28 protein-coding genes and 1 pseudogene are annotated in these 26,837 nt (G+C 67.4%); 16 read left to right on the forward strand and 13 right to left on the reverse strand.

The features are described from left to right. Both JLK41_RS24810 and JLK41_RS24815 read left to right on the forward strand, forming a co-directional pair. Nucleotides 1-1,083: a TRAP transporter substrate-binding protein gene (locus JLK41_RS24810; protein WP_150607219.1), complete on the forward strand. Its 1,083-nt coding sequence runs from the start codon at nt 1-3 to the stop codon at nt 1,081-1,083. 166 nt (nt 1,084-1,249) lie between these two features. After that, nucleotides 1,250-2,095: a Tim44 domain-containing protein gene (locus JLK41_RS24815; RefSeq protein ID WP_210390057.1), complete on the forward strand. Its 846-nt coding sequence runs from the start codon at nt 1,250-1,252 to the stop codon at nt 2,093-2,095. Between the two features lie 151 nt (nt 2,096-2,246). Here JLK41_RS24815 and JLK41_RS24820 read toward each other — a convergent pair whose 3' ends face one another. Next, nucleotides 2,247-2,723, reverse strand: a complete 477-nt coding sequence (locus JLK41_RS24820) for a GNAT family N-acetyltransferase (RefSeq protein WP_210390058.1) — start codon at nt 2,721-2,723, stop codon at nt 2,247-2,249. A gap of 106 nt (nt 2,724-2,829) precedes the next feature. On the opposite strand from JLK41_RS24820, the gene JLK41_RS24825 reads away from it, so the two are divergent. Further along, nucleotides 2,830-3,237, forward strand: a complete 408-nt coding sequence (locus JLK41_RS24825) for an SMI1/KNR4 family protein (protein WP_037055555.1) — start codon at nt 2,830-2,832, stop codon at nt 3,235-3,237. A 101-nt stretch (nt 3,238-3,338) separates the two neighbouring features. On the opposite strand, the gene JLK41_RS24830 is transcribed toward JLK41_RS24825, so the two are convergent. Continuing rightward, on the reverse strand, nt 3,339-3,992 hold the full coding sequence (locus JLK41_RS24830; protein ID WP_210390059.1) for a GntR family transcriptional regulator: 654 nt from the start codon (nt 3,990-3,992) through the stop codon (nt 3,339-3,341). Between the two features lie 245 nt (nt 3,993-4,237). Between JLK41_RS24830 and JLK41_RS24835 the strand changes: the two genes are divergently transcribed. The 3 genes and pseudogenes from JLK41_RS24835 to JLK41_RS24845 all read left to right on the forward strand — a co-directional run. Further along, nucleotides 4,238-5,632 (forward strand): aspartate aminotransferase family protein, encoded by a 1,395-nt coding sequence (locus JLK41_RS24835; protein WP_134676568.1) that lies wholly within the window; start codon nt 4,238-4,240, stop codon nt 5,630-5,632. A gap of 96 nt (nt 5,633-5,728) precedes the next feature. Next, the gene (locus JLK41_RS24840; RefSeq protein WP_210390060.1) at nt 5,729-7,096 is read left to right on the forward strand and encodes a glutamine synthetase family protein; all 1,368 of its coding nucleotides are present in this window, start codon (nt 5,729-5,731) and stop codon (nt 7,094-7,096) included. Nucleotides 7,097-7,199: 103 nt separating this feature from the next. Further along, nucleotides 7,200-7,355 (forward strand): annotated as a pseudogene (locus JLK41_RS24845) (glutamine synthetase family protein); the annotation flags it as partial. A 112-nt stretch (nt 7,356-7,467) separates the two neighbouring features. On the opposite strand, the gene JLK41_RS24850 reads toward JLK41_RS24845, so the two are convergent. Both JLK41_RS24850 and JLK41_RS24855 read right to left on the reverse strand, forming a co-directional pair. Further along, complete coding sequence (locus JLK41_RS24850) at nt 7,468-8,715, reverse strand: hypothetical protein (RefSeq protein ID WP_210390061.1); 1,248 nt, start codon at nt 8,713-8,715, stop codon at nt 7,468-7,470. After that, the gene (locus JLK41_RS24855; RefSeq protein WP_210390062.1) at nt 8,715-9,425 is read right to left on the reverse strand and encodes a tetratricopeptide repeat protein; all 711 of its coding nucleotides are present in this window, start codon (nt 9,423-9,425) and stop codon (nt 8,715-8,717) included. Before JLK41_RS24855 ends, JLK41_RS24850 begins: the two co-directional genes overlap by 1 nt. A 104-nt stretch (nt 9,426-9,529) precedes the next feature. Between JLK41_RS24855 and JLK41_RS24860 the strand changes: the two genes are divergently transcribed. Beyond that, nucleotides 9,530-10,015, forward strand: coding sequence for an acyl-CoA thioesterase (locus tag JLK41_RS24860; RefSeq protein ID WP_037055566.1), 486 nt, complete (start codon nt 9,530-9,532; stop codon nt 10,013-10,015). 25 nt (nt 10,016-10,040) lie between these two features. Here JLK41_RS24860 and JLK41_RS24865 read toward each other — a convergent pair whose 3' ends face one another. Further along, nucleotides 10,041-10,574, reverse strand: a complete 534-nt coding sequence (locus JLK41_RS24865; protein WP_047584225.1) for a TFIIB-type zinc ribbon-containing protein — start codon at nt 10,572-10,574, stop codon at nt 10,041-10,043. Nucleotides 10,575-10,695: 121 nt separating this feature from the next. Here JLK41_RS24865 and JLK41_RS24870 point away from each other — a divergent pair, with 121 nt between their 5' ends. Then, complete coding sequence (locus JLK41_RS24870) at nt 10,696-11,091, forward strand: DUF3301 domain-containing protein (protein WP_037055569.1); 396 nt, start codon at nt 10,696-10,698, stop codon at nt 11,089-11,091. Between the two features lie 95 nt (nt 11,092-11,186). On the opposite strand, the gene JLK41_RS24875 is transcribed toward JLK41_RS24870, so the two are convergent. Continuing rightward, nucleotides 11,187-12,065 (reverse strand): alpha/beta fold hydrolase, encoded by an 879-nt coding sequence (locus tag JLK41_RS24875; RefSeq protein ID WP_210390063.1) that lies wholly within the window; start codon nt 12,063-12,065, stop codon nt 11,187-11,189. A 36-nt stretch (nt 12,066-12,101) separates the two neighbouring features. Next, nucleotides 12,102-13,079: a CobW family GTP-binding protein gene (locus tag JLK41_RS24880; protein WP_210390064.1), complete on the reverse strand. Its 978-nt coding sequence runs from the start codon at nt 13,077-13,079 to the stop codon at nt 12,102-12,104. An 84-nt stretch (nt 13,080-13,163) separates the two neighbouring features. Between JLK41_RS24880 and JLK41_RS24885 the strand changes: the two genes are divergently transcribed. Next, the gene (locus JLK41_RS24885) at nt 13,164-13,514 is read left to right on the forward strand and encodes a hypothetical protein (protein WP_037055574.1); all 351 of its coding nucleotides are present in this window, start codon (nt 13,164-13,166) and stop codon (nt 13,512-13,514) included. Between the two features lie 185 nt (nt 13,515-13,699). Here the strand turns inward: JLK41_RS24885 and JLK41_RS24890 are convergent, their stop codons facing one another. The 3 genes from JLK41_RS24890 to dksA are packed head-to-tail and all read right to left on the reverse strand — an operon-like array spanning nt 13,700 to nt 15,986. Further along, the gene (locus JLK41_RS24890) at nt 13,700-14,344 is read right to left on the reverse strand and encodes a DUF1826 domain-containing protein (RefSeq protein ID WP_210390065.1); all 645 of its coding nucleotides are present in this window, start codon (nt 14,342-14,344) and stop codon (nt 13,700-13,702) included. Further along, nucleotides 14,344-15,549 (reverse strand): zinc metallochaperone GTPase ZigA, encoded by a 1,206-nt coding sequence (gene zigA, locus JLK41_RS24895; RefSeq protein ID WP_037055578.1) that lies wholly within the window; start codon nt 15,547-15,549, stop codon nt 14,344-14,346. The genes JLK41_RS24890 and zigA overlap by 1 nt, the downstream gene beginning before the upstream one ends. Before the next feature lie 14 nt (nt 15,550-15,563). Further along, nucleotides 15,564-15,986, reverse strand: a complete 423-nt coding sequence (dksA, locus tag JLK41_RS24900; protein WP_037055581.1) for an RNA polymerase-binding protein DksA — start codon at nt 15,984-15,986, stop codon at nt 15,564-15,566. Between the two features lie 71 nt (nt 15,987-16,057). Here dksA and folE2 point away from each other — a divergent pair, with 71 nt between their 5' ends. From folE2 to JLK41_RS24925, 5 genes are read left to right on the forward strand one after another with little or no spacing between them, the layout of a single operon-like run. Continuing rightward, nucleotides 16,058-16,948: a GTP cyclohydrolase FolE2 gene (gene folE2 / locus JLK41_RS24905; protein WP_134676578.1), complete on the forward strand. Its 891-nt coding sequence runs from the start codon at nt 16,058-16,060 to the stop codon at nt 16,946-16,948. 3 nt (nt 16,949-16,951) lie between these two features. Then, nucleotides 16,952-17,371 carry a phosphoribosyl-AMP cyclohydrolase gene (gene hisI, locus JLK41_RS24910; protein WP_210390066.1) on the forward strand — a complete coding sequence of 140 codons (420 nt, stop codon included), beginning with the start codon at nt 16,952-16,954 and terminating at the stop codon, nt 17,369-17,371. Beyond that, nucleotides 17,368-17,601, forward strand: a complete 234-nt coding sequence (yidD, locus tag JLK41_RS24915; RefSeq protein WP_037055587.1) for a membrane protein insertion efficiency factor YidD — start codon at nt 17,368-17,370, stop codon at nt 17,599-17,601. The genes hisI and yidD overlap by 4 nt, the downstream gene beginning before the upstream one ends. After that, nucleotides 17,598-18,158 (forward strand): gamma carbonic anhydrase family protein, encoded by a 561-nt coding sequence (locus JLK41_RS24920; RefSeq protein WP_037055589.1) that lies wholly within the window; start codon nt 17,598-17,600, stop codon nt 18,156-18,158. Before yidD ends, JLK41_RS24920 begins: the two co-directional genes overlap by 4 nt. Further along, nucleotides 18,155-19,492 carry a dihydroorotase gene (locus JLK41_RS24925; RefSeq protein WP_210390067.1) on the forward strand — a complete coding sequence of 446 codons (1,338 nt, stop codon included), beginning with the start codon at nt 18,155-18,157 and terminating at the stop codon, nt 19,490-19,492. The genes JLK41_RS24920 and JLK41_RS24925 overlap by 4 nt, the downstream gene beginning before the upstream one ends. Nucleotide 19,493: 1 nt before the next feature. Here the strand turns inward: JLK41_RS24925 and JLK41_RS24930 are convergent, their stop codons facing one another. The 3 genes from JLK41_RS24930 to JLK41_RS24940 all read right to left on the reverse strand — a co-directional run bounded on the left by JLK41_RS24930 (nt 19,494) and on the right by JLK41_RS24940 (nt 24,042). Beyond that, on the reverse strand, nt 19,494-21,407 hold the full coding sequence (locus JLK41_RS24930; RefSeq protein WP_210390068.1) for a DUF2207 domain-containing protein: 1,914 nt from the start codon (nt 21,405-21,407) through the stop codon (nt 19,494-19,496). Nucleotides 21,408-21,541: 134 nt separating this feature from the next. Then, a complete protein-coding gene (locus tag JLK41_RS24935; RefSeq protein ID WP_210390069.1) occupies nt 21,542-23,473 on the reverse strand; it encodes a DUF2207 domain-containing protein in 1,932 nt (643 codons plus the stop codon). Between the two features lie 2 nt (nt 23,474-23,475). After that, complete coding sequence (locus JLK41_RS24940; RefSeq protein ID WP_175253183.1) at nt 23,476-24,042, reverse strand: LemA family protein; 567 nt, start codon at nt 24,040-24,042, stop codon at nt 23,476-23,478. Nucleotides 24,043-24,156: 114 nt separating this feature from the next. Between JLK41_RS24940 and JLK41_RS24945 the strand changes: the two genes are divergently transcribed. Both JLK41_RS24945 and JLK41_RS24950 read left to right on the forward strand, forming a co-directional pair. Then, nucleotides 24,157-26,076: a DUF294 nucleotidyltransferase-like domain-containing protein gene (locus JLK41_RS24945; protein ID WP_037055600.1), complete on the forward strand. Its 1,920-nt coding sequence runs from the start codon at nt 24,157-24,159 to the stop codon at nt 26,074-26,076. Beyond that, nucleotides 26,073-26,780, forward strand: coding sequence for a 3'-5' exonuclease (locus JLK41_RS24950; protein ID WP_037055601.1), 708 nt, complete (start codon nt 26,073-26,075; stop codon nt 26,778-26,780). Before JLK41_RS24945 ends, JLK41_RS24950 begins: the two co-directional genes overlap by 4 nt. Nucleotides 26,781-26,837 lie beyond the last annotated feature (57 nt).

Raw genomic sequence — 26,837 nt, forward strand, 5'->3', positions numbered from 1 at the left:
ATGCGTCTTCGCTCTCTGCTTCTCCTGCCCCTGCTCGCCCTCGGCCTGACCGGCTGCAAGGACGATTCCGCCCCTGCCGACGCAGCCCAGGCGCCTGCGCAAAGCTTCCACTGGAAGATGGTCACCACCTGGCCGAAGAACGCCCCGGGCACCGGCGTCGCCGCCGAGCGTCTGGCCGAGCGGATCAACGCCATGAGCGCCGGGCGCCTGACCATCAAGGTCTACGCCGCTGGCGAGCTGGTGCCGGCGCTGGAAGTGTTCGATGCCGTCTCCCGTGGCACCGCCGAGCTCGGCCACGGTACGCCCTACTACTGGAAGGGCAAGGTGCCGGCCGCGCAGTTCTTCGGCGCCGTTCCCTTCGGCCTGTCCACCCTGGAAATGAACGCCTGGCTCAGCCATGGCGGCGGCCAGGCGCTGTGGGACGAAGCCTACGCGCCCTTCGGCCTCAAGCCGCTGACGGCGGGCAACAGCACCATGCAGATGGGCGGCTGGTTCAACAAGGAAATCAACGGCCTGGCCGACATCAAGGGCCTGAAGATCCGCATGCCGGGCATCGGCGGCGAGGTCTGGAGTCGCCTCGGCGCCACCACCGTGGTGCTGCCGGGCGGCGAGATCTTCACCGCCCTGCAGACCGGCGCCATCGATGCCACCGACTGGGTCAGCCCCTACAACGACCTCGCCTTCGGCCTGCAGAAGGCCGCCAGGTACTACTACTACCCCGGCTGGCAGGAACCGCAGTCGGTGCTGGAGCTGCTGATCAACCAGAAGGCCTTCGACAGCCTGCCGCCCGACCTGCAGGCGATCGTCACCGAGGCGGCCCGCGCCTCGACCCTGGACATGATGGACGACTACGTGTTCAACAACGCCCTGGCGCTGGACGAGCTGAAGAAAAGTGGCACGCTGCTCAAGCGCTTCCCCGACGAGGTGCTGCTGGCCATGCAGCAGGAAACCGAACAGGTGCTCGGTGAACTGGCCGCGCAGAGCGAACTGAACGGCCGCATCTGGGCCTCGATGCAGGCCTTCCAGGCGCTGGCGACCTCAATGCAGGCGCTGTCGGAGAAGGAACTCTACGACTGGCGCTGAATGGACGGCGCCTGCGGGCTCCGTTCGTCGTTCGGGCAGGCGCGCGGATTTCGTCCGCACGGGGCCTGCCGCGCCAGGCAAAAGCCAGAAACATTCTGTCACTGGCCACGCCCATCCTTGCCGGGCAAGATGCCGCCCAAGCTTTTCCACAAGAGAGAAAACCGTGATGCAGCGTTTCCTCAGTATCGCCATGGTCCTGTGCCTGGCGCTGACCTTCAGCTTCGAAGCCCACGCCAAGCGCTTTGGCGGCGGCAAGTCCTTCGGTTCCGCGCCCAGCCACCAGACTCGCCAGGCCACGCCGCAGTCGCAACCGGCAACCACCGCGCCCACCGCTGGTCGTCAACCCGCTGCCGCCAGCGGCGCATCGCGCTGGCTCGGCCCGCTGGCCGGCCTGGCCGCCGGTGGCCTGCTCGCCTCGATGTTCATGGGCGATGGCTTCGAAGGCCTGCAGATCATGGACTTCCTGATCTTCGGCCTGATCGCCTTCCTGATCTTCCGCTTCCTCGCCGCCCGTCGTGCTCAGCAGCAGCCGCAAGCCGCCACCGCTGGCGCTCCGTACCAGCGCGAAATGCCGGCCCAGGCCGCACCGACCTCGATCTTCGGCGGCAGCGGCGCTGCGGCGGCGCGCCCGGTGATCAACGCCCCGGCCTGGTTCAACGAGCAGAGCTTCCTGGCTGCCGGCCGCGAACACTTCATGAACCTGCAGCAGCACTGGGACGCGAACGAGATGGACAAGATCGCCGAGTTCGTCACCCCGCAACTGCTGGACTTCCTCAAGCACGAGCGCGCCGAGCTGGGTGACGGCTTCCAGTCCACCTACATCGACGAGCTCGACGTGCAGCTCGACGGCGTCGACGACAACGCCGAGAAGACCATCGCCACCCTGACCTTCAGCGGCCTGTCGAAGACCTCGCGCTTCGACCAGGGCGAAGCGTTCAGCGAAAGCTGGCGCCTGGAACGCGCCCAGGGCGACAACCAGCCCTGGCTGATCGCCGGTATCCGCCAGAACTGATCAGCAGCGCAGCATGAAAAACCCCGGGCAAGCCCCGGGGTTTTCGTTTCGGCCCTGGCCGGCCTGCGCGGCCGGGAGCGCTCCTGCAACACCGTCAGCCCGTTCGGCAGCAGCGCTGCGGGCGCATCCGAGCGGGCGCTGCAGCGGCGACCTAGTCGGACGCCTGCTCGCCCGCCGCCCGGCGCATGCCGATATGCGGGATGTCGTCCTCCAGGTAGACCTCGGTCACCGGCTCGAAGCCATAGCGCCCGTAGTAGCCTTGCAGGTGCGCCTGCGCCGACAGGTACAGCGGCACACCTGGCCAGCGCTGCCCACACTCGGCCAGCGCCCGCTCCATCAGCTGGTGCCCCAGACCGCTGCCTCGCGCCGACGCGGCGATCACCACCCGACCGATCACCACCTCACCGTCCATGCGCTGCGGATCGAGCAGACGCAGATAGCCCACCAGGCCATGCTCGTCGCGCGCCAGCAGGTGGCAGGTGTCGCCCAGCAGGTCCTGGCCATCGGTTTCCAGATACGGGCAGTTCTGCTCGACCACGAACACCTGGGTACGCAGCGCCAGCAGCGCGTAGAGCGTGGCGGTATCGAGTTCGCGGTGGTGCAGGCATTGCCAGGAGAGAGACGGCATAAGGGTGCTCCGTAAAAATCAGCAGTATGCCGCGACGCCCGGAGGTTTTCATTCCACCCAGCAGCTACTGTATAAAGCCGATCCCACCGCATCAGGAGCCGACACCGTGGAAGAAGTCATCGAACAGCTGCGCGAACTCAACGAACCGGTGCCGGTACCGCTGGAGCTGCCGGAGGAAGAGACCCTGGTGGAGATTCAGGAGCAGATCCTCATCCACCTGCCCTTCGAGCTGCGCGAGTTCCTGCTCAAGGTCAGCGACGTGGTCTATGGCCGCCTGGAGCCGGTTACCGCCAGCGACCCGCAATCGCACACCTATCTGCCGGAAGTGGCCTCGGTGGCCTGGGACCTCGGCCTGCCACGCGACCTGGTGCCGCTGTGCCAGGACGGCCGCGACTACTACGCCGTGGACGTGGAAGGCCAGGTGTGGCTGTGGGACGGCGACGAGGGTGAGCTGACCGACGAGAGCTGGGATTCGGTCTGGCACTGGTGCCGCGATGTCTGGCTGGAAAGCTGAACGGCGTCGCCGCCAGCGCGGCGCCCACGGCTGACCGCTACACCTGAGCCCGAGGCAGGGGCTTCAGCCGCGACCGGCACACCCCATCAGGCAAACCCGGCTCACACCTCGCCCTGTTCCAGCGCCAGCAGGTTGAGCAGAAACCGCGCGAAGTACAGCAGGTCCTGCTCCATGGCCTGGCGCGCCCCCTTGGCATCGCCAGCCTCGATGGCGGCGAAGGCGTCCTCGTGAAAGTCGTTGAGCCGCAGTGACAGGTCGGCGCCGGTGAACAGGCGGTTGAAGAAGGGACCGATCTGCAGCCACAGCGCCTCGATCGAGCGCAGCAGCACCGGGTTGCCGCACGCGCCGTACAGGTGCAGATGAAACTGGCTGTTGGCGTTCAGGTAGTCCTGCACCTGGCGTTGTTCGATGGCTGCATCCATGCGCTGCACGCAGTCGCGCAGCAGCGCCAGGTCCGCGCTGTCCAGCCGTGGCGTCGCCAGTTCGACCGCCATGCCCTCCAGCGCCAGGCGCACCTGGAAGATGTTCTCGTAGCGCTCACGCGTCATCGACGGCACCCGCACCGAGCGTTGCTGCTCGCCCTCCAGCACCCCCTCGGCCACCAGCCGCTGCAGGGCGGCGCGGACCGGCATCGGGCTGGTGCCCCACTCGGCAGCCAGGTCACGGATCTTCAGCCGCTGGCCCGGCTGGAAGCGCCCGGCCAGCAGCCCCGAGCGAATGTTCTGGTACAGCTGTTCCTGCAGGTTGTCAGCCATGGGCCGGCTCCCTCGGTGGCGCCGGCAGTTGAGCAAGGGTGAGGCTACAGTCGCGCATGGAAGGCTCCGCTGGAAAAATCCGACAAGTCTACGTCGATATGGATTTTGTGTGAAAAAACGCTATAGCGTAAATATTATGTGATCACAAATTAGCAGATTACTGCCTGAATGAACGGCTAAATCCTACCGTTTACTATTTTGTGATCACAAAATATGATGCACGAAACCCCATCGAGGTACTTCCCATGACCACTGCCAGTGGTATCAGCCAAGCCGCCGTGGAGCGTTTCGTCGCTGCCGAGCGCGAGCTGTTCCTGTCCCGCAACCCGAAATCCGCAGCCCTGGCCGAACGTGCACGCCATTCGCTGTACGGCGGTGTGCCGATGCACTGGATGGCCGACTGGTCGACACCGGTGCCGCTGTTCGTCGAGCGCGCCAAGGGCGCACGCTTCTTCGACGTGGACGGTCATGAGTACATCGACTTCTGCCTGGGCGACACCGGCAGCATGTTCGGTCACTCGCCCGATCCCGTGGCCCGCGCCATCGCCGAGCAGGCCGGCAACGGCCTGACCACCATGCTCCCCGGCGAGGATGCCGTGGTCTGCGGCGAACTGCTGGCGCAGCGCTTCGGCCTGCCCTACTGGCAGGTCACCGCCACGGCGACCGACTCCAACCGCTACGTGCTGCGCTGGGCGCGCGCCATCACCCAGCGCAAGACCCTGCTGGTGTTCGACGGCTGCTACCACGGCACCGTCGATGACGTGATGGTGCGCCACAGAGACGGCCAGACGGTGCACCGCTCGGGGCTGATCGGCCAGGCCTACGACCTGACCGAGCACAGCCGCGCCATCCCCTTCAACGATGTCGCAGCGCTGGAGGCCGCCCTGGCCCAGGGTGATGTCTGCGCCCTGCTCTGCGAGCCGGCGATGACCAACATCGGCATGGTCCTCCCCGATCCGGGCTTCATGCAGCGCTGCCGCGAGCTGACGCGCCAGTACGGCAGCCTGCTGATCATCGACGAGACCCATACCATCTCCACCGACATCGGCGGCTGTACCCGCCTGTGGGGGCTGGAGCCGGACTTCTTCGTGGTCGGCAAGCCCATCGCCGGCGGCGTGCCCTGCGGTATCTTCGGCTGCAGCGCGGCGATGGCCAGCGCCATGAACCAAGCCCGCCAGCGCGCCAGCGAAGGCAGCCAGGGTCATGGCCACAGCGGCATGGGCACCACCCTGTCGGCCAACGCCCTGGCCATGCACTGCATGCGCGCCAACCTGGAGCAGGTGATGACCCAGGATGCCTACGACCGCATGCTGCCGCTGGCCGCGCGCCTGGCCGAAGGCTTCCGTCAGCTGATCGGCCGGCACGGCCTCGACTGGTCGGTGACCGAGCTGGGCGCACGCTGCGAATTCCAGTTCTGTGCCACAGCGCCGCGCACCGGGGCCGAAGCCGAGGCCGCCTTCCATGACGAGCTGCAGATGGCCTTGCACCTGTACCTGATCAACCGCGGCATCCTCATCACCCCGTTCCACAACATGACCCTGTGCTGTCCGAGCACCACGACCGAGGATGTGGACAAGCTGATCGTCACACTCGACCTGGCCTTGAGCGAGCTACTGGCCATCCCCGGCGCCCGCGAGTAAGCCCCAAAGGATGCCTGTGGGAGGGGCTTCAGCCGCGACAGTCGCCGCTGAAGCGCCTCCCACAGACGCGCCCCACGACCTTCTACGAGAACCCACATGCAATTCGCCCACCCTCAGGAAGCCCACGACTTCCTCGAACGCCACCCCGAGGTGCGCAGCATCGAACTGATGCTGATCGACGCCAATGGCATCCCGCGCGGCAAGCTGCTGCACCGCGACGAACTGCTGGCCATCTACGAGAACGGCCGGCCGCTGCCCAGTTCGATCCTGTCGCTGACCCTCCAGGGCGAGGACGTCGAGGCCAGCGGCCTGGTCTGGGAAGTGGCCGACGCCGACTGCTGGACCTACCCGCTGCCCGGCAGCCTGACCCTGCAGCCCTGGCGCGCGGTGCCCACCGGCCAGCTGCAGGTGAGCATGCACCCGACCCAGGGCCTGCCAGCCACGCCGGGCGACCCGCGCCACGTGCAGGTACGGGCCATCGATGCGCTCAAGGCCGACGGCTATCACCCGGTGATGGCGGTGGAGCTGGAGTTCTATTTGCTGGACAAGCAGCGCGACGCCAATGGTCGCCCGCAGCCTGCCGTGCAGATGAACGGCGTGCGCCCGCAGGCGCCACAGGTCTACGGCGTCTACGAGCTGGAACAGCTGCAGCCGTTCCTCGACGACCTCTATGCCGCCTGCGAGGTGCAAGGCCTGCCGGTGCGCACGGCGATCTCCGAATACGCGCCGGGCCAGCTGGAGCTGACCCTGGAGCACCGTTTCGACGCCCTGCAGGCCGTCGATGAAGGCGTGCGCTACAAACGCCTGGTCAAGGGCGTGGCCAACAAACATGGCTTGCAGGCCTGCTTCATGGCCAAGCCCTTCGGCGACCTGGCCGGCAGCGGTCTGCATATGCACGTCTCGCTGGCCGACGAGAACGGCAACAACCTGATGGCCAGCGACGACCCGCAGGGTACGCCGCTGCTGCGCCACGCCATCGGCGGCATGATGGCCACGCTCGACGATGCGCTGGCGATCTTCTGCCCCAACGCCAACTCCTTCCGCCGTTTCCAGGCCAACAGCTATGCACCGCTGGCCAAGAGCTGGGGGGTGAACAACCGCACCGTGTCCTTCCGCGTGCCGGGCGGACCGGCCCACAGCCGTCATGTCGAACACCGCATCTGCGGCGCCGATGCCAACCCCTACCTGGCGGCGGCCGCGATTCTCGCCGGCATCCACAAGGGCATCCGCGAACAGATCGATCCGGGGGCGGCCATCGTCGGCAACGGCTACGAACAGGCCCGCGAAACGCTGCCCACGGATTGGCTTACCGCCCTGCGCAACCTGGAAGGCTCAAGCTGGGCGCGCGAAGCGCTGGGCGAGGACTTCCTCAAGGTATTCCTCGCGATCAAATGGGCCGAGTACCGCCAGTTCATGGGCGAAGTGAGCGAACAGGACTGGCGCTGGTACCTGAGCCACGCCTGACTCGGCCAGGTGGATGAACAAGCGTCACCCACCCGACTGCGCCATGTAGCCCGGATGCAATCCGGGGACGCTGCCAAACCGCCCCCCGGATTGCATCCGGGCTACGGGCCTGCGCAACCTGGAAGGTTCAAGCTGGGCGTGCGAGGCGCTGGGCGAGGACTTCCTCAGGGTGCTCCTCGCGATCAAACGGGCCGAGTACCGCCAGTTCATGGGCGAAGTGGGCGAACAGGACTGGCGCTGGTGCCTGAGCCACGCCTGAGTCGGGCAGGTGGATGAACAAGCGTCACCCACCCGACTGCGCCATGTAGCCCGGATGCAATCCGGGGACGCTGCCAAACCGCCCCCCGGATTGCATCCGGGCTACGTCCCGCTCACAGCGGCAGGCAGCGCGCGCGCCCGGCTTCCAGCTGCGGTCCATCGAAACACAGCCGGCCCTGTTCATCGAGCTGCGCCGGCTGGCCCGGGTAATAGGGATTGTCGAAGGCGCGTAGCTGCTCGGCACTTGGCGTACCTTGAGGCAGCTGCGACAAACCCTGCAGCAGGCGACGATAGGCCTCCAGATCCTGTAGTCGTACCGCATAGCGGCGATAGTCCGGCGAGCCGATCTCAAGCAACACGTTACCCATCGGGTTGCGCCAGTTGCGTTGCCACTGCTCAGCGGGCAACTGCTGCAGCGCCCCGACAAAGGCTTCAGGCGGAAGTTGCGACAGCTCGGCCATCGGCTGATAGAACATCAAGCTGACATTGATGCTCATCTGAGGACGAAGGCCCCACTGCAACATCAGCCACTCCGTCCAGGAGCTCTCGGCGTCCGGCAGCGCCTGGAGAAGCAATGCCGCCAACTGAAACTCATACTGCAGCGGCCTCAGCAAGCTGCGCTCGGCTTGATCGAATGCCGGCACGCTGCTCGGCGCGGGCATCAGCCCCTGGCGATAGAGCACGGCCTGCCAGCGCATGTTGCGCTCGACCATACGCACCATGATCATCTTCGCGATCAGCGTATCGGCGCGACGCATCTGCCCTCGCAGCAGCTGCAGCTCCTCGTCGAGACGCCCCCGAACCTGCTCACCTTCCCCCGCCTGAGCCGCCTTGAGCAGCTGCAGAGCCAGCAGCTGCTGGCCATTCACCAGGTAGTGGTAGGGCGGCAACGGGGCCATGATGCTGTCCTCCAGCAGATTGCGGTAGTCATCGAGCTGGAGGAACTGCCAGTAGCGCTCGCGCAGAAGACGCTGCTCATCCGTCTCCACCCAGCCAGACACCCCGCTCAGCAGTGTGCTCAGACAGCCATCTTTCTCTATCGCACAGAACAATGGTCCATTCGCTAAAGCCAACGTCGGGACCAGCGGCTCCGTGAAACCCTCATCCAGCGGGCCGTGGCTGCTGCGCCAGGTGCGATAGGCCTGCAGCCGCTCGGCACCCAGTGCCTCTGGCGACTGCCCAGAATCGGCATCCAGACCATTGAGAAACACATAGGCCCGACTCTGCCCCGCATCGACCTGGGCCTGTTCGAGCCAGGTTTGGGCGTCGGCACTCAGCGGCTCATCCCGCATCCAGGCATAGCCACTCACGACCAGCAGCACCGGCAGACTCGCGAGCAGTGCAACGATCCCTCTGCGCATCACCGGCTCACCTTGATGTACCCGCCCGCCACGCTGATGCCCATGCCGCCGTAGTCCTGACAGCCCTCGTCGAACACCTCCAGCACGCGCAGGGCAATGCCTTCGCGCAGCAGCTGCACGGCGCAACCGGCGCCCAGCTGGGCGTCCTGCAGTGTCATCGCGGCGCCATCGCCGTGCAGGCGACCGTCCAGCTTGCCGATGGCTGCCGGGCCGTATTCCTCCACCCGCGCCCCGGCGCGCAGCGGCGAGAAGCGGGCGCGATAGCCACCCTGCGGGTCGGCGCTGATCTGCAGCTCGCTCCACACCGCCTGGCCGCCGTAGCGCAGGTAGCGACCCTGGGGACTGGCGGCCAGCGCCTGGTAATCCAGCGCCTCGGCCACCTTGCCCAGGTGCAGGCGGGTCGAGGCGCCGTTGAGCTGCCTGTCCAGGGCCACGCCCAGCCAGGCCCGCGCCATACCGGCATCGCCAGCGCGCAGGTTGGCCAGGATCAGGTTGTTCAGGGCCAGTTCCAACTGTGCCGAGTCACCCTGCTCGACACGTCGTAACTGACGCTCGAACGCTTCGATGGCCGGCGCATACTGGCCGGCCTGGTAGGCGGCCGTGCCGCGCTGGTTGCACTGCACCACGGTGGCGCAGTCCTCGGTTGCCTGCGCACTGCCGGCGACGGCAAGCAGCAGGGACAGGTACAGACGTTTCGAGCGGATTGGCATGGATGGCATCCTTGCAACAGGAAGTGGCGAGTCTAGTTTGAATCTTGCATCCCCAGGGCCGACGGGCCTTACTCTCAGCAGCCCCACACGTACTCGGAGCCATGATGGAAGCCGGAACCGCGCAACTGACGATGACCGTACTGATGACCCCGGACATGGCCAATTTCTCCGGCAATGTCCACGGCGGCACCCTGCTCAAGTACCTCGACGAGGTGGCCTACGCCTGTGCCAGCCGCTACGCGGGGCGCTACGTGGTGACCCTGTCCGTGGACCAGGTGATCTTCCGCGAGCCGGTACACGTCGGCGAGATGGTCACCTTCCTCGCCTCGGTCAACTACTGCGGGCGCACCTCGATGGAGATCGGCATCAAGGTGATCACCGAGAACATTCGCGAACGCTCGGTGCGCCACACCAACAGCTGTTTCTTCACCATGGTGGCGATGGACGACCAGGGGCGCCCGGCAGCGGTGCCCGAACTGCAACCGGACACCCCGGACGGCCTGCGCCGTCAGCGCCAGGCTGCACAGCGCCGGCAGATCCGCGAGGAGCTGCAACTGCGCTACAAGGCACTAAGCGAGGAAAAGGCCTGAGCACGTTCTGCCAGAGGCCGCGCCTTCAGTCGTGGCCGATGTAGAACAACAGTTCGCGGCGCTGCGGATGGTCCTTGAGCCACTCGCGAATCTCGTCGGCACGGGCAATCGCCTCCTCCCCCGCGATGCGCGTGAAGCGCTCGCGCCGCGCCTGCTCGCTGGCCTGCTGACGAACCTGGCGCTGCCAGGCCTCGGTGAAGATCGCCGGCATGCGGTGGCTCAGCTCCAGCGCCTTGAGCAGCTGCCACTCGCCGCTGTCGAGCCAGGCCTCGTCACAGGTGCCGCAGAGGTCGAGACGGTTGGCACGGGTACCGCTGATCTGAAACTTGCTCATCAGCTTGGCGCACTTGGGGCAGCTCAGGGCGTGGCTGGACTCGCCCACTTGTTCCTCGGCGGCCAGTGTCGCCACACCCTCCTGCTCCGGCTGGCGCTCGGCCCAGTCGCGGTAATGCAGCAGGCTGACCAGGGTGCCCGAGCACTGCGGGCAACCATGGCCCAGCAGACCGTCTTCGAGTTTTGCCGGTTGCAGGCGGCTGGTGCGGCAGGCGGGGCAGTGCATGGTGACGTCCTTTTCCAGTTGAATGCGCGCACGCTAATGCACGGCCGACACAAGGGCAAGTTGATAGCTGAGAACTGCTTGGCGGATAGGCTAAGCTCTGTCTCCCGAAGTCGGAGTCACCATGATCAACCTGTTCGATGCATTCCTGTTGATACTGTTCGCCGCCGTCTGCGCCTGGCTGTGGCGCGGCCACGGCATTCGCGAGCGGGCCCTGCAACTGGCCAAGCAGCATTGCGCCAAGCTCGATGTGGAGCTGCTGGACGGTGCCGTGGCGCTGCGCCGCCTGGCCATCCAGCGCGACGCCAGGGGCCACCGCCGGCTGGCCCGGCTCTACGACTTCGAGTTCACCGTTACCGGCGAGCAGCGCCTGCGCGGGCAGATCAGCATGTTCGGCGCACACCTCGGGCGCATCGAGCTGGAGCCGCACCCGGTTCTGGAGCCGCAGCCCGAGCCGGTTTCGGTGCAGCATCCGGGCAACGTCATCCGCCTGGAAGACTGGCGCCGCAAGGCGCAGTAAGGCAGCGCGCAGCCTTGGTCCCGGGCGCCGGCTTGCCGGCGATACCGTGCCACTCGATCGCCGGCAAGCCGGCTCCTACATGACGCGGAGCCCCATCAGCCGCGTTGCAGCAGGAAGTTCGCGACCCGTTCGGCACTGTCTGCCGGCTGTTCCTGCATGAAGCAGTGCCCGCCCGGCACCACCTGGCTGCGGACGTGGCCGTTGCCTGCGCACCAGCGCGCCACCGATTTCGCCACGAAGGGGTAGGTACGCGCGCCGTGGATCACCTGCGTCGGCGTCGAGATCTTGCCCAGCGACGGCCACAGCCGGCGCGGGTAGGAGCCGAAGATGTCGGCTTCACGGCTCGGCCGGCACTTGAGTTCGACGCCACCCTCGACATCCTTCAAGGCATGCTCGACGTAGGCGGCGAAGGCCGCTTCATCCCAGCCCTTGAACATGCCACGGCCGTGCAGGGCAGCATGGGCGCTGGCGCGGTCCGGCCATTGCCGGCGGCGCTTCTGCGCCCGCTTGGCCATCCCGGTGCGCTGCGCCAGACCGACCACGTCGGACAGCGCCATGACGCCGATCATCGCCGGGCTGAACAGCACCGGGTCGAGCAGCACGGCGCGCCGGAACAGCTCGGGATGGCGGGCCAGGATCAGGCTGGTGAGCACCCCGCCGAAGCTGTGCCCGACGGCAAAGCGCGCTACCTCGCCGAACGGGCCACGCAGGGTCTCGAAAGCCTCCACCGCCAGCTCGGCGCTGCGGTTCCAGCCGTGGAAGCGGCCGCCATGATCACTGTCGCCATGCCCCTGGGCGTCGCACAGCCAGAGGTCGAAGTCCTCCGCCAGCAGCGTCAGCATCGGCGTGTAGACCCGCCCGCAGTAGCCGTTGCCATGCAGGAAATGCAGCAGCGGCTTGCCCGACGGCGGGCTGTGCCAGCCGCGCAGGGTGAAACCGGCAGAAGTGGCGTGAGACCAGGACAGCAGTTGCATGAGGTTATCCACAGCGATGAAAGCGCGGCGAGTGTATCAGCCAGCCGGGTCGATTCGGCAGCGGGCGAACGCCGCCGTCAGCGCATCGGCGTCGTGCGCCTGCGCGAAGATCAGCTCCAGACGCGAGTCCTTGCGCCATTCGCTCGTCCCCCAGTCCTGTAGCGCCTGCCCCTGCACGGCATTGAGCGAACGCCAGCCGGCCGCGCCGTGCACCACCGCCTTGGCACGCCGCCAGTCCAGGCCCTGCAACCACTGCCCGAGCGACGCCAGGTCGAAGCGCTGGCTCGGGTGCCAGCGCCAGCCGATGCTCCAGCCTTCCGCCTGAGCCTGCACCTGGCAGATCGGCTCGGCCGCGTTGCGCCAGATCTGCGGCAGGCTCGCCGCACCTGTGGGTAACCCGGCGCCGACCCCGCCCGTTGCGGCCTGCGCCGCCACGCCCGGCAGCTCGGCCAGATCGAGTTGCCCATGCTCGCTCCACCGCAGTGGCACGGGTGGCAGCGCGGCGGCAATCCGCGCGCGGCTCGCCGCATCCAGCCCGGCACTCTTGTTCAGCAGCAGCAAGCCGGCATACGCCAGGGCCTCACGCTGCACCTCCGGCAACGCCTGGCCCTCAGCCAGCGCCTGGGCATCGAGCACCAGCAGCGCCGGCTGCACGGCCAGCACGCCGAGCCAGGGCGGCTGACGCAGCTGCACCAGCAACTGCGCCGGGTGACCGAGGCCGGACGGCTCGATCAGCAGGCGGTCGGGCCTGGCCTTGCGCAGCAGGCGGCCCAGGCCGACCTGAAACGGCGCGCCGTTGACGCAGCACAGGCAACCGCCCGCCACCTCGGCCATGGCGACAGCATCGTCGCCCTGCTCCAGCAGCGCAGCGTCCAGGCCGATCTGGCCGAATTCGTTGATCAGCACCGCCCAGCGTTCGTGCGCCGGCTTCTGCGCCAGCAGATGACGAATCAGGCTGGTCTTGCCTGCGCCCAGCGGGCCGGCGATCAGATGAGTGGGGATGTGAGTGAGCATGGGCCTATGGTCGGTGCTTCATGGCACAGACTGCAACGGGTCGGCGTGCTAGATTCGCGGACGGTTTTTCCCGGAGTCGAGCAGATGCGTGCATGGTTGTTGCTGTTTTCCCTACTGCCGGGCCTGGCGCTCGCCGAGGCCTGTATCGTGCGTAGCCAGGCGGAGCGCCTGGATGTGAAGGTGTGCCAGGAGAACCGCAATATCCCCTCCTCGCTGTTCCACGAGGGCTTTTGCCAGCCGCAGCTGAAGGGCCAGAAGGTCGAGGTGGAGTTCGTCGAGCAATGCCCGCAAGGCGCCTACGGGGTCTGCCAGAACGCGCTCGCCGGCAACGACCTGTACCAGCAGGACATCCACTACTACGGCGTGGCCAGCGATGCGCTGTATCTGGAGCCCGCCTGCACCAGCCAGTATCGCGGCAAGTGGATCAAGCCCTGACATCAAAGCGTCATCGAACAAGCGCCTAATAGCCACGGGTACCTCACGTAACCCTCATGTCGAGTCACGCGTCGACATGATCTCTTGGTGCTTGAAGCCGGGGCAGTCGCTCCGGCTTTTTTTTGCCCCGTCGGTGTCTCCGGCACCTGGCCGGCCAGCGGCGTCCTTGGCATGGACCGCTCGCCTCAGGCCAGCCAGTCCAGCGTCAGCAGCAGGCGTCGTTCGCCGGCCGGAGGCTGCGGCGAGCGGTGGATCAGGCCGCGCCCTTCGTTGCCCTGCCATTTCTCACCCTTGGCCAAGGCCACATGGCCAGCGACCAGGCGGCGGATGCAGGCCTCATCCTGCGGCTCGGCAGCCGCCTGACCCAGCCGGCTGCGCGGCATGCCCCCCTCCTCCAGCCACTCGCTGCCGACGCCGGCGTAGCTGGTGATCAGCCGCAGCGGCACATGATCGACGTGGAAGCGCGGGCACATGGCCTTGTCCAGCACCCGCAGGCGCAGGCCGATGCGCCGCGCATCGAGCAGGCAGGCATAGGCGCCCACCAGCCAGGCCACGTCGGCGAGGAAGGCGCTCTGCCCCGGCATGTCGGCGTACTGCGCCACCAGGCCGAACAGGTTCGGCTCGCTGTCCGGCTGCGCCAGCTCCAGCGTCATCGACTGCGCCAGCGGCTCGCCCTGGGCCAGCAAGGTCTCGGCGAACAGGCTGATCCGCGCCGGCAGCTGGCGCTGCCAGACCGCCAGATTGACGCCGTCGTGCAGCACCTCGCCAAGCACCTCGACACCTTCGCCCAGCACCTGCCGGGAGGCCTTCGGCAACTGCAGGGCGAACATCAGGCCGCCTCCTGCTGCCAGGGCCCGAACGGGTCGGCGAGCAGGCGCCAGGCCTCCGGGCCACCGGCCATCTCGGCGTCGCTCAGCAGGCAGTCGTCCAGCTCACGGCACAGGCGTGCGAAATCGATGTTCTGGCCGATGAACACCAGCTCCTGGCGGCAATCGCCGACCTCGGCGCTCCAGTGCTTCATGATGGCCTGCAGACCTTCTTCGTCCTGCGGCCAGTGCTGCCTGGGCACGAAACGCCACCAGCGCCCGGCCAGGCCATGACGCATCAGGCCGCCAGCCTGCGACCAGCTGCCCGCCTCCTGGTACTTGCTGGCCAACCAGAAGAAGCCCTTCGAGCGCAGCAGGCGCCCGTTGCTCCACTCGCGGCTCAGGAAGTCGAAGAAACGCTGCGGGTGGAAGGGCCGCCGCGCGCGGTAGGCGCTGGAGGCGATACCGTATTCCTCGGTTTCCGGCACGTGCTCGCCACGCAGCTCCTTGAGCCAGCCCGGCGCCTGCGAGGCGCGGTCGAAGTCGAAGCGGCCGGTGTCGAGAATCGTGTCCAGGGCGACCCGGCCCATGCTCATGACCTCGATCTCGGCATGGGTGTTGAGCCCACGCAGGATGGCCATCAGCTCCTCACGCTCGGCCTGGCTGATCAGGTCGATCTTGCTGATGAGGATGACGTCGGCGAACTCCACCTGCTCAATCAGCAGGTCGGTGATCGAGCGCTCGTCCTCCTCGCCCAGGGTTTCGCCACGGCTGGCCAGGCTGTCCGCCGCGTGGAAATCGCGCAGGAAGTTCACCCCGTCGACCACCGTGACCATGGTGTCGAGCCGGGCCAGGTCGGACAGGCTGCGCCCCTGCTCATCGCGGAAGGTGAAGGTCTCGGCCACCGGCAGCGGCTCGCTGATGCCGGTGGACTCGATCAGCAGGTAGTCGAAGCGGCCCTCGCTGGCCAGGCGGCTGACCTCGTCGAGCAGGTCCTCGCGCAGCGTGCAGCAGATGCAGCCATTGCTCATCTCCACCAGCTTCTCTTCGGCGCGGTTGAGGCTGACGTCGCGCTGCACTTCGCTGCCGTCGATGTTGATTTCGCTCATGTCGTTGACGATCACCGCGACCTTGCGGCCTTCGCGGTTCTTCAGCACATGGTTGAGCAGGGTGCTCTTGCCGGCGCCGAGAAAGCCGGACAGCACGGTAACGGGTAGACGCTGATGCATGGGGTGTTCCTCGTTCAGTCACGGTCACGCTGATGTTTTTCGCGCTGCTCCTGACGCTCCTTGGCTTCGATGCACAGGGTCGCGGTCGGGCGCAGCAGCAGGCGTTTCAGGCCGATGGGCTCGCCGGTTTCGGCGCACCAGCCGTATTCGCCACGGGCCAGGCGTTCGAGCGCCTGGTCGATCTTGTCCAGCAACTTCTTTTCCCGTTCCAGCAGGCGCAGCTGCCATTGCCGCTGCTCCTCGGCGGCGCCGATGTCGGCGACGTCGCTGCTGCTGTCGGGTTCGCGCAACTGGGCGAATTCGTCGTCGATGCGCAGTTGCAGTTCGCTGCGCTGGCCCAGCAGCAACGCCCGGAAGAACTGTTGCTGGGCCTCGTTCATGTAGTCGTCGGCCGGCTGGGCGAGCAGCTCGACCTGGGTGGGCACGGTCAGGGTCATGGCAAATCGGCTAGCTTGTTTTGATTGTTATAACATAACATTAATTTCTGACAGCGACCCACGGATTTACGATGAACGAACAACCCCTGCCGGATATCGCCGCCCAAGCCACCCACCACGACCTGTCGCTAGACTGGGTCGGCATGGCCGGCATCGCCCTGCCGATCCGCCTGGCGGGCGAGGCGGTCACGGCCAGCGTCGACATCGGCGTCAGCCTCGACGATGCCGCGGCGCGTGGCATCCACATGTCGCGCCTGTACCTGGCGGCCCAGCGCCTGGTGCACCTCGAGCTGAAGGTGCCGGCCATCCTGCAGGTGCTGGATGACTGCCTGAGCAGCCACCAGGCACTGTCCGACAGCGCCAGCCTGACCCTGCGCGGCGCGGTGCCGCTGAAGCGCCCGGCACTGGTCAGCCCGCTGCACGGCTGGAAGGCCTACCCGTTCGAGATACGCGCCCGCCAGGACGGCCGCGGCCTGACCATCGAGCTGCAGGTCGAGGTCGAGTACTCCTCCACCTGCCCCTGTTCGGCGGCGCTGGCGCGGCAGTTGATCCAGCAGCGCTTCGCCTGGGACTTTCCCGACCGGCAGGCGGACTACCTGAACACGCTCGACTGGCTCGGCTCGACCCAGGGCATCGTCGCCACGCCGCACAGCCAGCGCAGCACGGCGACGCTGCAACTGCGCCTGCACCCGGCATGCATCGACCTGCCCCTGCTGGCGCTGATCGACAGCGCCGAGCAGGCCCTGGGCACACCGGTTCAGACGGCGGTGAAGCGTGCCGACGAACAGGCGTTCGCCCTGGCCAACGGGCAGAACCTGATGTTCTGCGAGGACGCCGCACGCCGCCTGCACCATGCGCTGGGCCAGTTGCCCGAGGTCAGCGCCTTCCGCCTCAGGGTGGTCCATGCGGAAAGCCTGCACGCCCACGACGCGGTGGCCGAAAGCCGCTGCAACTGGAGCTGAGGCATGCCTGCCCAACCCTTCTGGTTGCAGCTGGAGTCGGCCCGCGCCGGTCACACTCGGTCGTTGCAGGCAACGCTGGACGCCATCGCCTGGAACGACGCCGGCCTGATCCCGGTGATTAGCCAGCGCCACGATGACGGCGAGGTGCTGATGCTGGCCTGGATGAATCGCGCCGCGCTGACGGAAACCCTGAGCAGCGGCCAGGTCTGCTACTGGTCGCGCTCGCGCCAGCGCCTGTGGCGCAAGGGCGAAACCAGCGGTCATCGCCAGCGCCTGCACAGCGCCCGCCTTGACTGCGATGGCGACGCCCTGCTGCTCAGGGTCGAACAGACCGGCCCGGCCTGCCATACCGGGCGCCCTGCCTGCTTCTACAACGAACTGGACGGCGAGCAGCTGCGCGTCGTCGTGAGCCGCCCGGGATGAAACGCATCGCCATCGCCCTGGTACACCTCTACCAGTACCTGCTCAGCCCCCTGCTCGGCCCGCGCTGCCGTTTTCATCCGAGCTGCTCGCACTACGCCATCGAGGCCCTGGAGAAACACGGCCTGCTGCGCGGCCTGTGGCTCAGCCTGCGCCGGCTGCTGCGCTGTCATCCCTGGCACCCGGGTGGCTACGACCCGGTGCCCGAACCCTCGCCCAAGGAACGCCCATGATCCGCAAGAATCCGTCCGGCCACCTGCCGCTCATCGCCGAGTCCGCCTATGTCGACAAGACCGCCATCATCTGCGGCAAGGTGATCATCGAGGACAACGTCTTCGTCGGTCCGTACGCGGTGATCCGCGCCGACGAGGTGGACGAGAGCGGCGACATGCAGCCGATCGTCATCGGCGCCAATTCCAACATCCAGGACGGCGTGGTGATCCACTCCAAGTCTGGTGCGGCGGTCACCATCGGCGAGCACAGCTCCATTGCCCACCGCTCGATCATCCACGGCCCGTGCCGGGTCGGGAACCGGGTGTTCATCGGCTTCAACAGCGTGCTGTTCAACTGCAGCGTCGGCGACGGCTGCGTGGTGCGGCACAACGCGGTGGTGGACGGCTGCGATCTGCCGGCGGGCTTCCACGTCACCTCCACCCAGCGCATCGGGCCGAAGACCGACCTCGCCAGCCTGCCCCGCGTCAGCGTCTCGGCCAGCGAGTTCTCGGAAGACGTGGCGCGTACCAACATCGACCTGGTGCGGGGCTACAAGGCCCTGCAGAACGAGTTTTGAGCGTGCTGATCCGCAACGCCCGGCTGGTCAACGAAGGTCGTGTGTTCGAGGCCGACCTGCGCATCCGCCACGGGCGCATCGACGCCATCGCCAGCAGCCTCGCCCACCTCCCCGGCGAGGCCGTGCTCGACGCCGCCGGCCAGTACCTGCTGCCGGGCATGATCGACGACCAGGTGCACTTCCGCGACCCCGGCGCGCCGCACAAAGGCAGCTTCGCCAGCGAGTCGCGCGCGGCGGTGGCCGGCGGCATCACCAGCGTCATGGACATGCCCAACACCCAGCCGCCGACCCTGACGCTGGAGGCGCTGGCGGCCAAGGAGCAGCGCGCCGCCCGCTGCTCGCGGGTCAACTACGGCTTTCACTTCGGCGTCAGTCACGACAACCTCGACACCGTTGCCGCGCTCGACCCTGACCGCGTGGCAGGGGTGAAGGTGTTCATGGGCGCCAGCACCGGCAACATGCTGGTCGACGACCTGCCTGCGCTGGAGCGCCTGTTCCGTGACTGTCCGACCCTGCTGCTGACGCATTGCGAACACACCCCGCGCATCCGTGAACGCGAGGCGAGGTGGCAGGCCAGGTACGGCGACGACATCCCCGCCGACCAGCACCCGGCGATCCGCGATGCCGAGGCCTGCTACCAGTCCTCCAGCCTGGCGGTGAGTCTGGCCCGGCGCCATGGCACGCGCCTGCACGTGCTGCACATCAGCACGGCACGCGAACTCGAGCTGTTCATGCCCGGCCCGGCGGCCAGCAAACGGATCACCGCCGAGGTCTGCGCCCACCACCTGTACTTCGACGACAGCGACTACGCCGCCCTCGGCCACCTGATCAAGTGCAACCCGGCGATCAAGCAGCGCGCCGATCGCAACGCCCTGCGCCAGGCCCTGCTCTGTGGACGCCTGGACATCATCGGCACCGACCACGCGCCGCACAGCCTGGAGGAGAAGCGGCGTCCCTACCGGCAGGCGCCGGCCGGCCTGCCGCTGGTGCAGCACGCCCTGCCGGCGCTGCTGGAGCTGGTGGCCGACGACCTGCTGCCACTGCCGCTGCTGGTGGAAAAGACCAGCCACGCCGTGGCCGAGCGCTTCGCCATCGAGCAGCGCGGCTACCTGCGCGAAGGCTACTGGGCCGACCTGACCCTGGTGGAGCGCCTGGCCGAACCCTGCCCGGTAGCGCAGCAGCCGATCCTCGCCCACTGCGGCTGGACACCCTTCCAGGGCCGCAGCTTCCGCCATGCCGTGCGCAGCACCTTGGTGTCCGGGCAGCTGGCCTGGCACGCCGGCCAGGTGCAGGACGACTGCCAGGGCCTGCCGCTGCGCTACCGACGCGCCTGAGCTACCAGCCGCCGCCTCCGCCGCCGCCAGCCCCTCCGCCGGAGGAGCCGCCGCCATGGGAGGCGGACGAGCCGGAACCGCTGTCGTCGCTGCTGGAACCGGAGAAGCTGTCGACCGATCTCGGCGCCTCGGGAGGCACGGACGCCGTCATCAGCATCCGGTCGAGATTCCAGGCCAGCGTCATCGCCTCACCCGAGGTCATCAGCTGCGTGAAACCCTGTGGCTGGTAGTCCACCTCCACCGGCGCCAGCGTGCCCTTGCGCAGCTCGGCGGTGAAGCGCTGGGTCCACTGCCGCTCGACCCCCAGGGCCATGGCGTAGGGCAGATGCCGCTCGTACAGCGCGATGCTCATCACCGGAGCCTGGCCCGCCTTGTCCAGCACGTCCCTCTCGGCCAGGCTCAGGTAGTTGCGGTAGCCCTCCAGCTCGTCGAGCAGGCGCCGTCCGGCGATGGTCGGCGAGCGCATGAGCTTGCGTGCCACGGCGACGATGGCGAACAGTGCCAGACACTGCAGCACGGCATCGCCGCCCACCAGGCCTGCGGCCAGGCCCAGGCACGCCAGGGCGAACAGCAGCAGCGGGAGTCCGGCCCCGATCATCCCGTGGGTCAGGCAGTAGAGCGTCCCGGCCCCCAGCAGCATCCCCAGCAGCATCAGCCAGACGGCGTTGTTCGCAGCCTCCGCGTCACCCGTGGAGCTCACCAGCAGCGCGATCCCCGTCACCAGGGCGAAGAAGGCACCGAACAGCCAGTGCCCGGTAGCATTGCTGAAGTTGTTCCGCTCGATCCCTTTGACGCTCTTCAGCAGCACCTCCAGGGCGTTCGCCAGACGCGGTTCGTAGCGCCCGCCCAGGGTCAGCGAGCCGCCCTCCCGCGTGATCAGGGCATTGAGCACGCGCCGCTCCTCCTCGCGTATGGCATCCCCGTCCACCTCGCCCCGCGTCAGCACCAGGCCGCTGGCGTTGCGTTGCAGGCTGAGCCAGCCGCGAATGGCCAGGTCGGTGAACATGATGCTCAGCGCCCGCACGCACTTGCGGTCATGCTTCAGGCCACGGCGCCACACGTACCCGGCCATCAGCGGACTGACGCCACGTGGCAGCTCGAACAGCGGGATCACCAGGCCCTTGGCCGGCCCGCGCCCCTTCGCCCACCAGATCAGTGCGTAGAACAGCAGCAACCCGCTGAAAGCGGCCACCAGCAGAATGCGCCGCAGGTTGTCGGCGAGCAGCACCAGCAGCTCGTCCCACCAGCCGGGGCGAGTGACCAGCCCCGCCTGCCAGGCCAGGGCGACGGTAAAACCTTCACGCGCATCCAGCTCGCGCGTGGTCGCCAGGCGCAGGCGGTTGCCCTGCTGCTCGAGCACCTCGTAGGCCCCTTCACGCGAACCCCGGTAGCCGGTATAGCCATGTGCCGCCTGGATCTGCGCGCCCTCCGGCAGCAGTACCTCGACGCTGGCGTGGCGGATCGGCAGCGACCAGTCATTGCCGGTCACGTTCCAGTAGAGTTCATCGACGCTGGCGTGATGCAGCAGCTGCGCATTCATCCGGTAGGTCAGTTCGTAGACATGAGGCCCTGACTCGAGCCGCACATCGGCGCTGCCCAGACGCAGACGCAGGGCATGCTCGAGGCGCTGCTCGGTGACGCTTTCCGGACGCCCGTCACGCGTGGCCGATATCAGTGTCAGCGGCGTGCTGCGCAACAGGCCGTTGCCCAGGCGATAGCGGACGGGAATGTCGCGGTAGATACCACGGACGATCATCTTGCCTTCGGCCGTCACCGCGATGCGCTCGGTCACCAGCACGTCGCCACTCGGCTCGACCTGCATGCGCACGTCATAGGCCTGAATCGCCTCCTCGGCACGCAGGCCGAACGCGCAGAAACAGCACAGCCACAACAGCACCCGCAGTCTTCCTGACATGACACTCTCCTCGATGCGCGTACCTGCGCAGCCATCTCTCGGGCAAATCGGAGCGGCACCCTACCCGAGCGACCCGGCGAGAAAAAGCGAATACCGCACAGGCGCAGGATATTCGCCGGCAGAGCGACGGCGTGCTACCAGCCGCCGCCTCCACCGCCACCGCCGCCGCCACCGGAGGAGCCGCCCCCGGACGAACCACCCGAGGAGCCGCCCGACGAACTGCTCGACGGTGGCGTCGAGGCCAGGGCGGCCACACTGCTCAGGCCCGTGGCCAGGGCGCTGCTCATGACCTGCGCCGAGCTGAAACGGCGACGGCTCTCATACCAGTCCGGCTGGTAATCACGCAGCTGCGGATCGATCAGGCCACTGGCCAGCGCCTCGCTGAAACGCGCGCTCCATTTGTCCTCCACGCCCAGGGCCATGGCGTAGGGCAGATGGCGCTCGTACAGCGCGATGCTCATCGCCGGGGCATCAGCGGCCAGCGCCAGGACGTCGCGCTCGGCCAGTTGCAGGTAGTCACGGTAGCCTTCGAGGCCGTCCAGCAGGCGGCGCCCGAGCAGCGTCGGCGCCGGCAGCAGGATGTAGGACACCACCAGCAGCAGCAGATACAGCGCGATCAGCAGAATGGCCGCCCAGGACGTCACCTCGGCGATCATCAGCAGGCCCATCGGGACCGGCCAGAAGAACATCAGTGCGCCGAAGCCCATGCCGAGCTTCTTGCCGAACGACGGCTGGTGCAGCGCCAGCGTGAACATGATCAACGACGCCACGGCGAAGGCCAGGCTGAACGCCAGCCCAACCAGCGCCATGGGCCAGTCGTCGTCGCCCCTGGCGTCGACCAGCAGCATCGTCAGGCACGCCAGCAAGGCCCAGAACAGGCCCAGCGTCCAGATCCCACGGTTGTTGCTGAACCAGGCCTTGCCCTGTTTGCTCAGGTGTTCACCGAGGCCACCGAGGGCGTCGGCCATGCGCGGCTCGTACTTGCTGCCGACCTGCAACGAGGCATCCGCCTTATCGGCAGGCAGCAGGCGTTCGAGCACGTCGGCGTCGAGCGCCGTCAGCTCAGCATGTGCCTCGGTGCTGCGACTCAGGATGAAGCCACTGCGCGGCCGATCCTTAATCAGCAGGTGCTTGCCGATGGCCATGTCGGTAAGCCATACGCCGAAGGCGTGCGCCGCCGAGAAATCGCCACGCAGGCCACGGTGCCAGAGGTAGCCCACCTGCACCGCCGTCATGTTCTGTGGCGCCTCGAACAGGGGAATGATCACGCCCTTGCGCGGGTCTCGCCCGACGCGACACCAGGCGATCAGGTAGAACAGCGCGAGCCCGACCAGCAACGCCGCGCCGAGGGCCAGGCCCAGATTGTCACGCAGCAACTGGGCGGCACGTTGCATGGCCGTGGGCCGTGGCACCAGGCCCGCCTGCCAGTCCACCGCGACCGTCAGGCCGTGATAGGCCGGCAGTTGCCCGGTAGTGGCCAGGCTCACGAAGTCGTCACTGCGCAGCAGTACCTCATAGTCCTTTCCCTGCGCGCCAGAGGCCCCCGTGTAGGCCGCCAGCTGGCCGATCCGCGCCCCGGCGGGCAGGCGCACCTCGACCGAGGCACGGCGAATGGGAAAGACCCAGCCGTTGCCGGTGACGTTCCAGTACAGCTCATCGCGATCGGCGTGATGCAGCAGGGCGCGCGCCACCCGGTAGCGCAGCTCGTAGCGATAGCGTCCAGGCTCGAGCAGCACCGACGACGAGCCGAGGTAGTAGCGCACCCAGGCGCCGTTGCGTTCGCTGTGCACCGACTCGGGCTGGCCATCGCGGGTCACCCCCAGCAGGGTGATCGGGCTGGTCTCCCGCAGGCCCGCCGGCAACGCATAGCTGACCGGCAGATCGCGGTAGATGCCACGCTGGATGTCCTGCCCCTCGGCACGCACGAGGATGCGCTCGGTGACCAGCAGGTTGCCATCGCTCTCGACCTGCAGGGTCACGGCGAAGTGTTCGATCGCTTCTTCCGCCAGTGCCAGACCGGGCAGCAGGCAGGCCACCAGCAACAGGCCACGTAGCCATCCTTGCATGTTCAGAACTCCATCTTCGGTGACTCGGCGTCACCCGGATCATCCAGGCTGAAGTACTCGGCCTGCTCGAAGGCGAACGCCCGTGCCACCAGGTTGCTCGGCACCGACTCGACCAGCACGTTCAGTTCGCGCACCGCACCATTGTAGTAACGCCGGGCCATCTGGATATGGTTCTCGACCTCGCTGATCGAGCCCTGCAGCTCGCGAAAGCGCTGGTCCGCCTTGAGCTCCGGGTAATCCTCCACCAGCAGGAACAGCTGACGCAGCTGGCTGCCCAGTTGCGCCTCCACCGGCGCCCGCTGGCCCAGCGGCGAATCCCTCAGCTGCTCCGCGCGCTGTCGCTCACGCACCAGCCGCTCCAGCGTCTGCTGCTCGTAGCCCAGATACTGCCGCACGCACTCCACCAGCGCCGGGATCAGGCTGGAGCGCCGCTTGAGTTGCACATCGATGCCGCTCGCGGCCTCGGCCACGCGGTGGCGATTGAACACCAGGCGGTTGTAGTAAAAGACCGTCGCACCGGCCAGCACCAGCAGCACGCCGACGCCCCACCATAAACCCGAACCCTGCATAGCTTCTCCTTGTTCAGCCTGTTGTGACGGCGACTGTCCTCATCGCGACACCCCGGGGGGACATCCCGGCGCGATGCTCGTATCCTGTAATGCCAGCCAACCCGCGAGGCCCGCATGCAGATCGAGCTGATCGAGATACGCGATCACCTGAATCGCTTCGCCCCCTTCGACAATCTGCCGGAGCAGACCCTCGACGATATCGCCCGGCAAGTGCAAGTAGGCTACTTCAAGGCCGGCAGCGAAATCCTCATCGCTGGCGAACCGATCCACGAACTGCACTATGTACGCAGTGGCGCGGTGGAGATCCACCGGCGCAGTGGCGAACTGCACAATCGCCTGACCGAAGGCGACCTCTTCGGCCAGGCCGGCCTGCTGCGTGGCAACAAGGTACGCCTGGCCGCCAGGGCGCTGGAAGACAGCCTGATCTATTTCATCCCCGGCCCGCTGTTCCAGCAGCTGTGCGACCAGTTCGACAGCTTCGCCGATTTCGTCGAGGCCGAAGGCCAGTCGCGGCTCAAGTCGGCCCTGGAAGACAGCCACGGCAAGGCCAGCGAGCTGATGAAGATCAAGGTGCGCAAACTGATCGGCCGGGCGCCGGTCAGCGTGCCGCTGGACATGCCCGTGCAGCAGGTGGCGCAGGTGATGAGCGAGCAGAGCGTGTCCTCGGTGATCATCGTCAACCCCGGCCGGCGCTGGCCCAACCCGGCGCAGGTACAGGTCGCCGACCAGCAGACCCAGGTGATGGCGGGCATCCTCACCGACCGCGACCTGCGTGTGCGCGTCCTCGCCGAAGGGCTGCCCGGCGACACCCCGGTCAGCCAGGTGATGACACCCGGCCCGGTCACCGTGCAGGCCGACGAGTCGGTGTTCGAGGCCATGCTGTGCATGCTGCGCAACAACATCCACCACCTGCCGGTGCTGCAACGCCGGCGCCCGGTGGGCATGATCTCCCTCGCCGACGTCATCCGCTACGAGTCGCGCAGCAGCCTGTACCTGGTCAACAGCATCTTCAACAAGGACTCCGTGGACGGCCTCAAGGGCCTGCTGCCGGACCTGCACGCCACCTTCGTGCGCATGGTCGCCGACGATGCCAGCGCACACATGGTGGGCCGCGCCATGAGCAGCATCGGCCGCGCCTTCACCCGCCGCCTGCTGGTGCTCGCAGAGGAGAACCTGGGGCCGCCGCCGGTGCCCTACTGTTTCATGATCGCCGGCTCGATGGCGCGCGACGAACAGCTGCTGCTCACCGACCAGGACAACGCCCTGGTGCTCGACGACAGCTTCGATCCGGAACAGCACGACGCCTACTTCGCCGAACTGGCGCAGTTCGTCAGCAACGGCCTGGCCGCCTGCGGCTACGCCTACTGCAAGGGCGGCATCATGGCCAGCAACCCCAAGTGGCGCCAGCCGCTGAAGGTCTGGCGCGGCTACTTCACGCGCTGGATCGAGCAGCCCAACCCCGAGACCCTGCTCAACAGCAGCATCTTCTTCGACCTCGACGGGGTGTACGGCAAGACCGCACTGGTGGAGAACCTCAAGGAGCTGCTGGCGGAAAAGGCCAGCGGCACTCCGGCGTTCCTTGCCGCCCTGGCGCGCAACGCCCTCAACCGCACGCCACCGCTGGGCTTCTTCCGCACCTTCGTGATGGAAACCGACGGCCGCCAGAAGAACATCATCAACCTCAAGGGACGCGGCACCGCGCCGCTCACCGACCTGATCCGCGTGCACGCCCTGGCTTGCGGCTCCAAGGCGCAGAACTCGCTGGAGCGCCTCGACGCCATCGCCGCCACCAAGCTGCTGCCCAAGGAAGCCCTGGATCACCTGCGCTACGCCTTCGAATTCCTCAGCCTGGTGCGCATCCGCCACCAGGCGCGCGAGGTGGAAGCCGGCAACCCGCCGGACAACTACGTCGAGCCGGAGCAGTTCAGCTCCAGCGAGCGCCACCACCTCAAGGAAGCCTTCCAGGTGGTGAGCAACGCGCAGAAGTTCCTGCGCTTCCGCTACCCGGCCCAACCGCTGACCCGTCCGCAATGAGTGCCGATCACAACCCGGACTGGCCGCAGCGCTTCGCCGAACTCGCCGCCAGCAGTCAGGACGAACGCCTGCGCGCCTACTACGCGGCCGGCTGCATCACCGCCGATACGCCCCTGGCCGAGGCGCCGCTGGTGGCGCTGGATGTGGAAACCACCGGCCTCGATCCGCGCGAGCATGCCATCGTCAGCCTCGGCCTGGTGCCGCTGGACCTGCAGCGCATCCGCTGCGCCGAGGCGCGCTACTGGGTGGTCAAACCCACCAGCGAGCTGAGCGCCGAGTCGGTGACCTTCCACCACATCACCCACTCCGACATCCGCCACGCACCGCGCCTGGCCCATGTGCTGGAGGAACTGCTGGAGGCCCTGGCGGGCAAGGTGGTGGTGGCGCACTACCGCAACATCGAGCGCAACTTCCTCGACCAGGCCCTGCGCGAGCACCTGGGCGAGGGGCTGCTCTTCCCCATCATCGACACCATGGAGCTGGAAGCGCGCCTGCATCCCAAGCGCACGGTCAGCTGGTGGGACCGCCTGCGCGGCCGCGAACCGCTGTCCATCCGCCTGGCCGACAGCCGCCTGCGCTACGGCCTGCCGCTGTACAGCGCCCACCACGCCCTGACCGACGCCCTCGCCTGCGGCGAACTGCTGCAGGCCCAGGTGGCCAGGCACTACCCGGCGCATACGCCGGTGGGCGCGCTGTGGAGCTGAAGCCGCTCCTACAGGCCCGTCGTGTCAGCCGAGTCACGTAGGGTGGATAACGCGAAG

Source organism: Ectopseudomonas khazarica, assembly GCF_017915135.1.
Classification (GTDB): domain Bacteria; phylum Pseudomonadota; class Gammaproteobacteria; order Pseudomonadales; family Pseudomonadaceae; genus Aquipseudomonas; species Aquipseudomonas khazarica.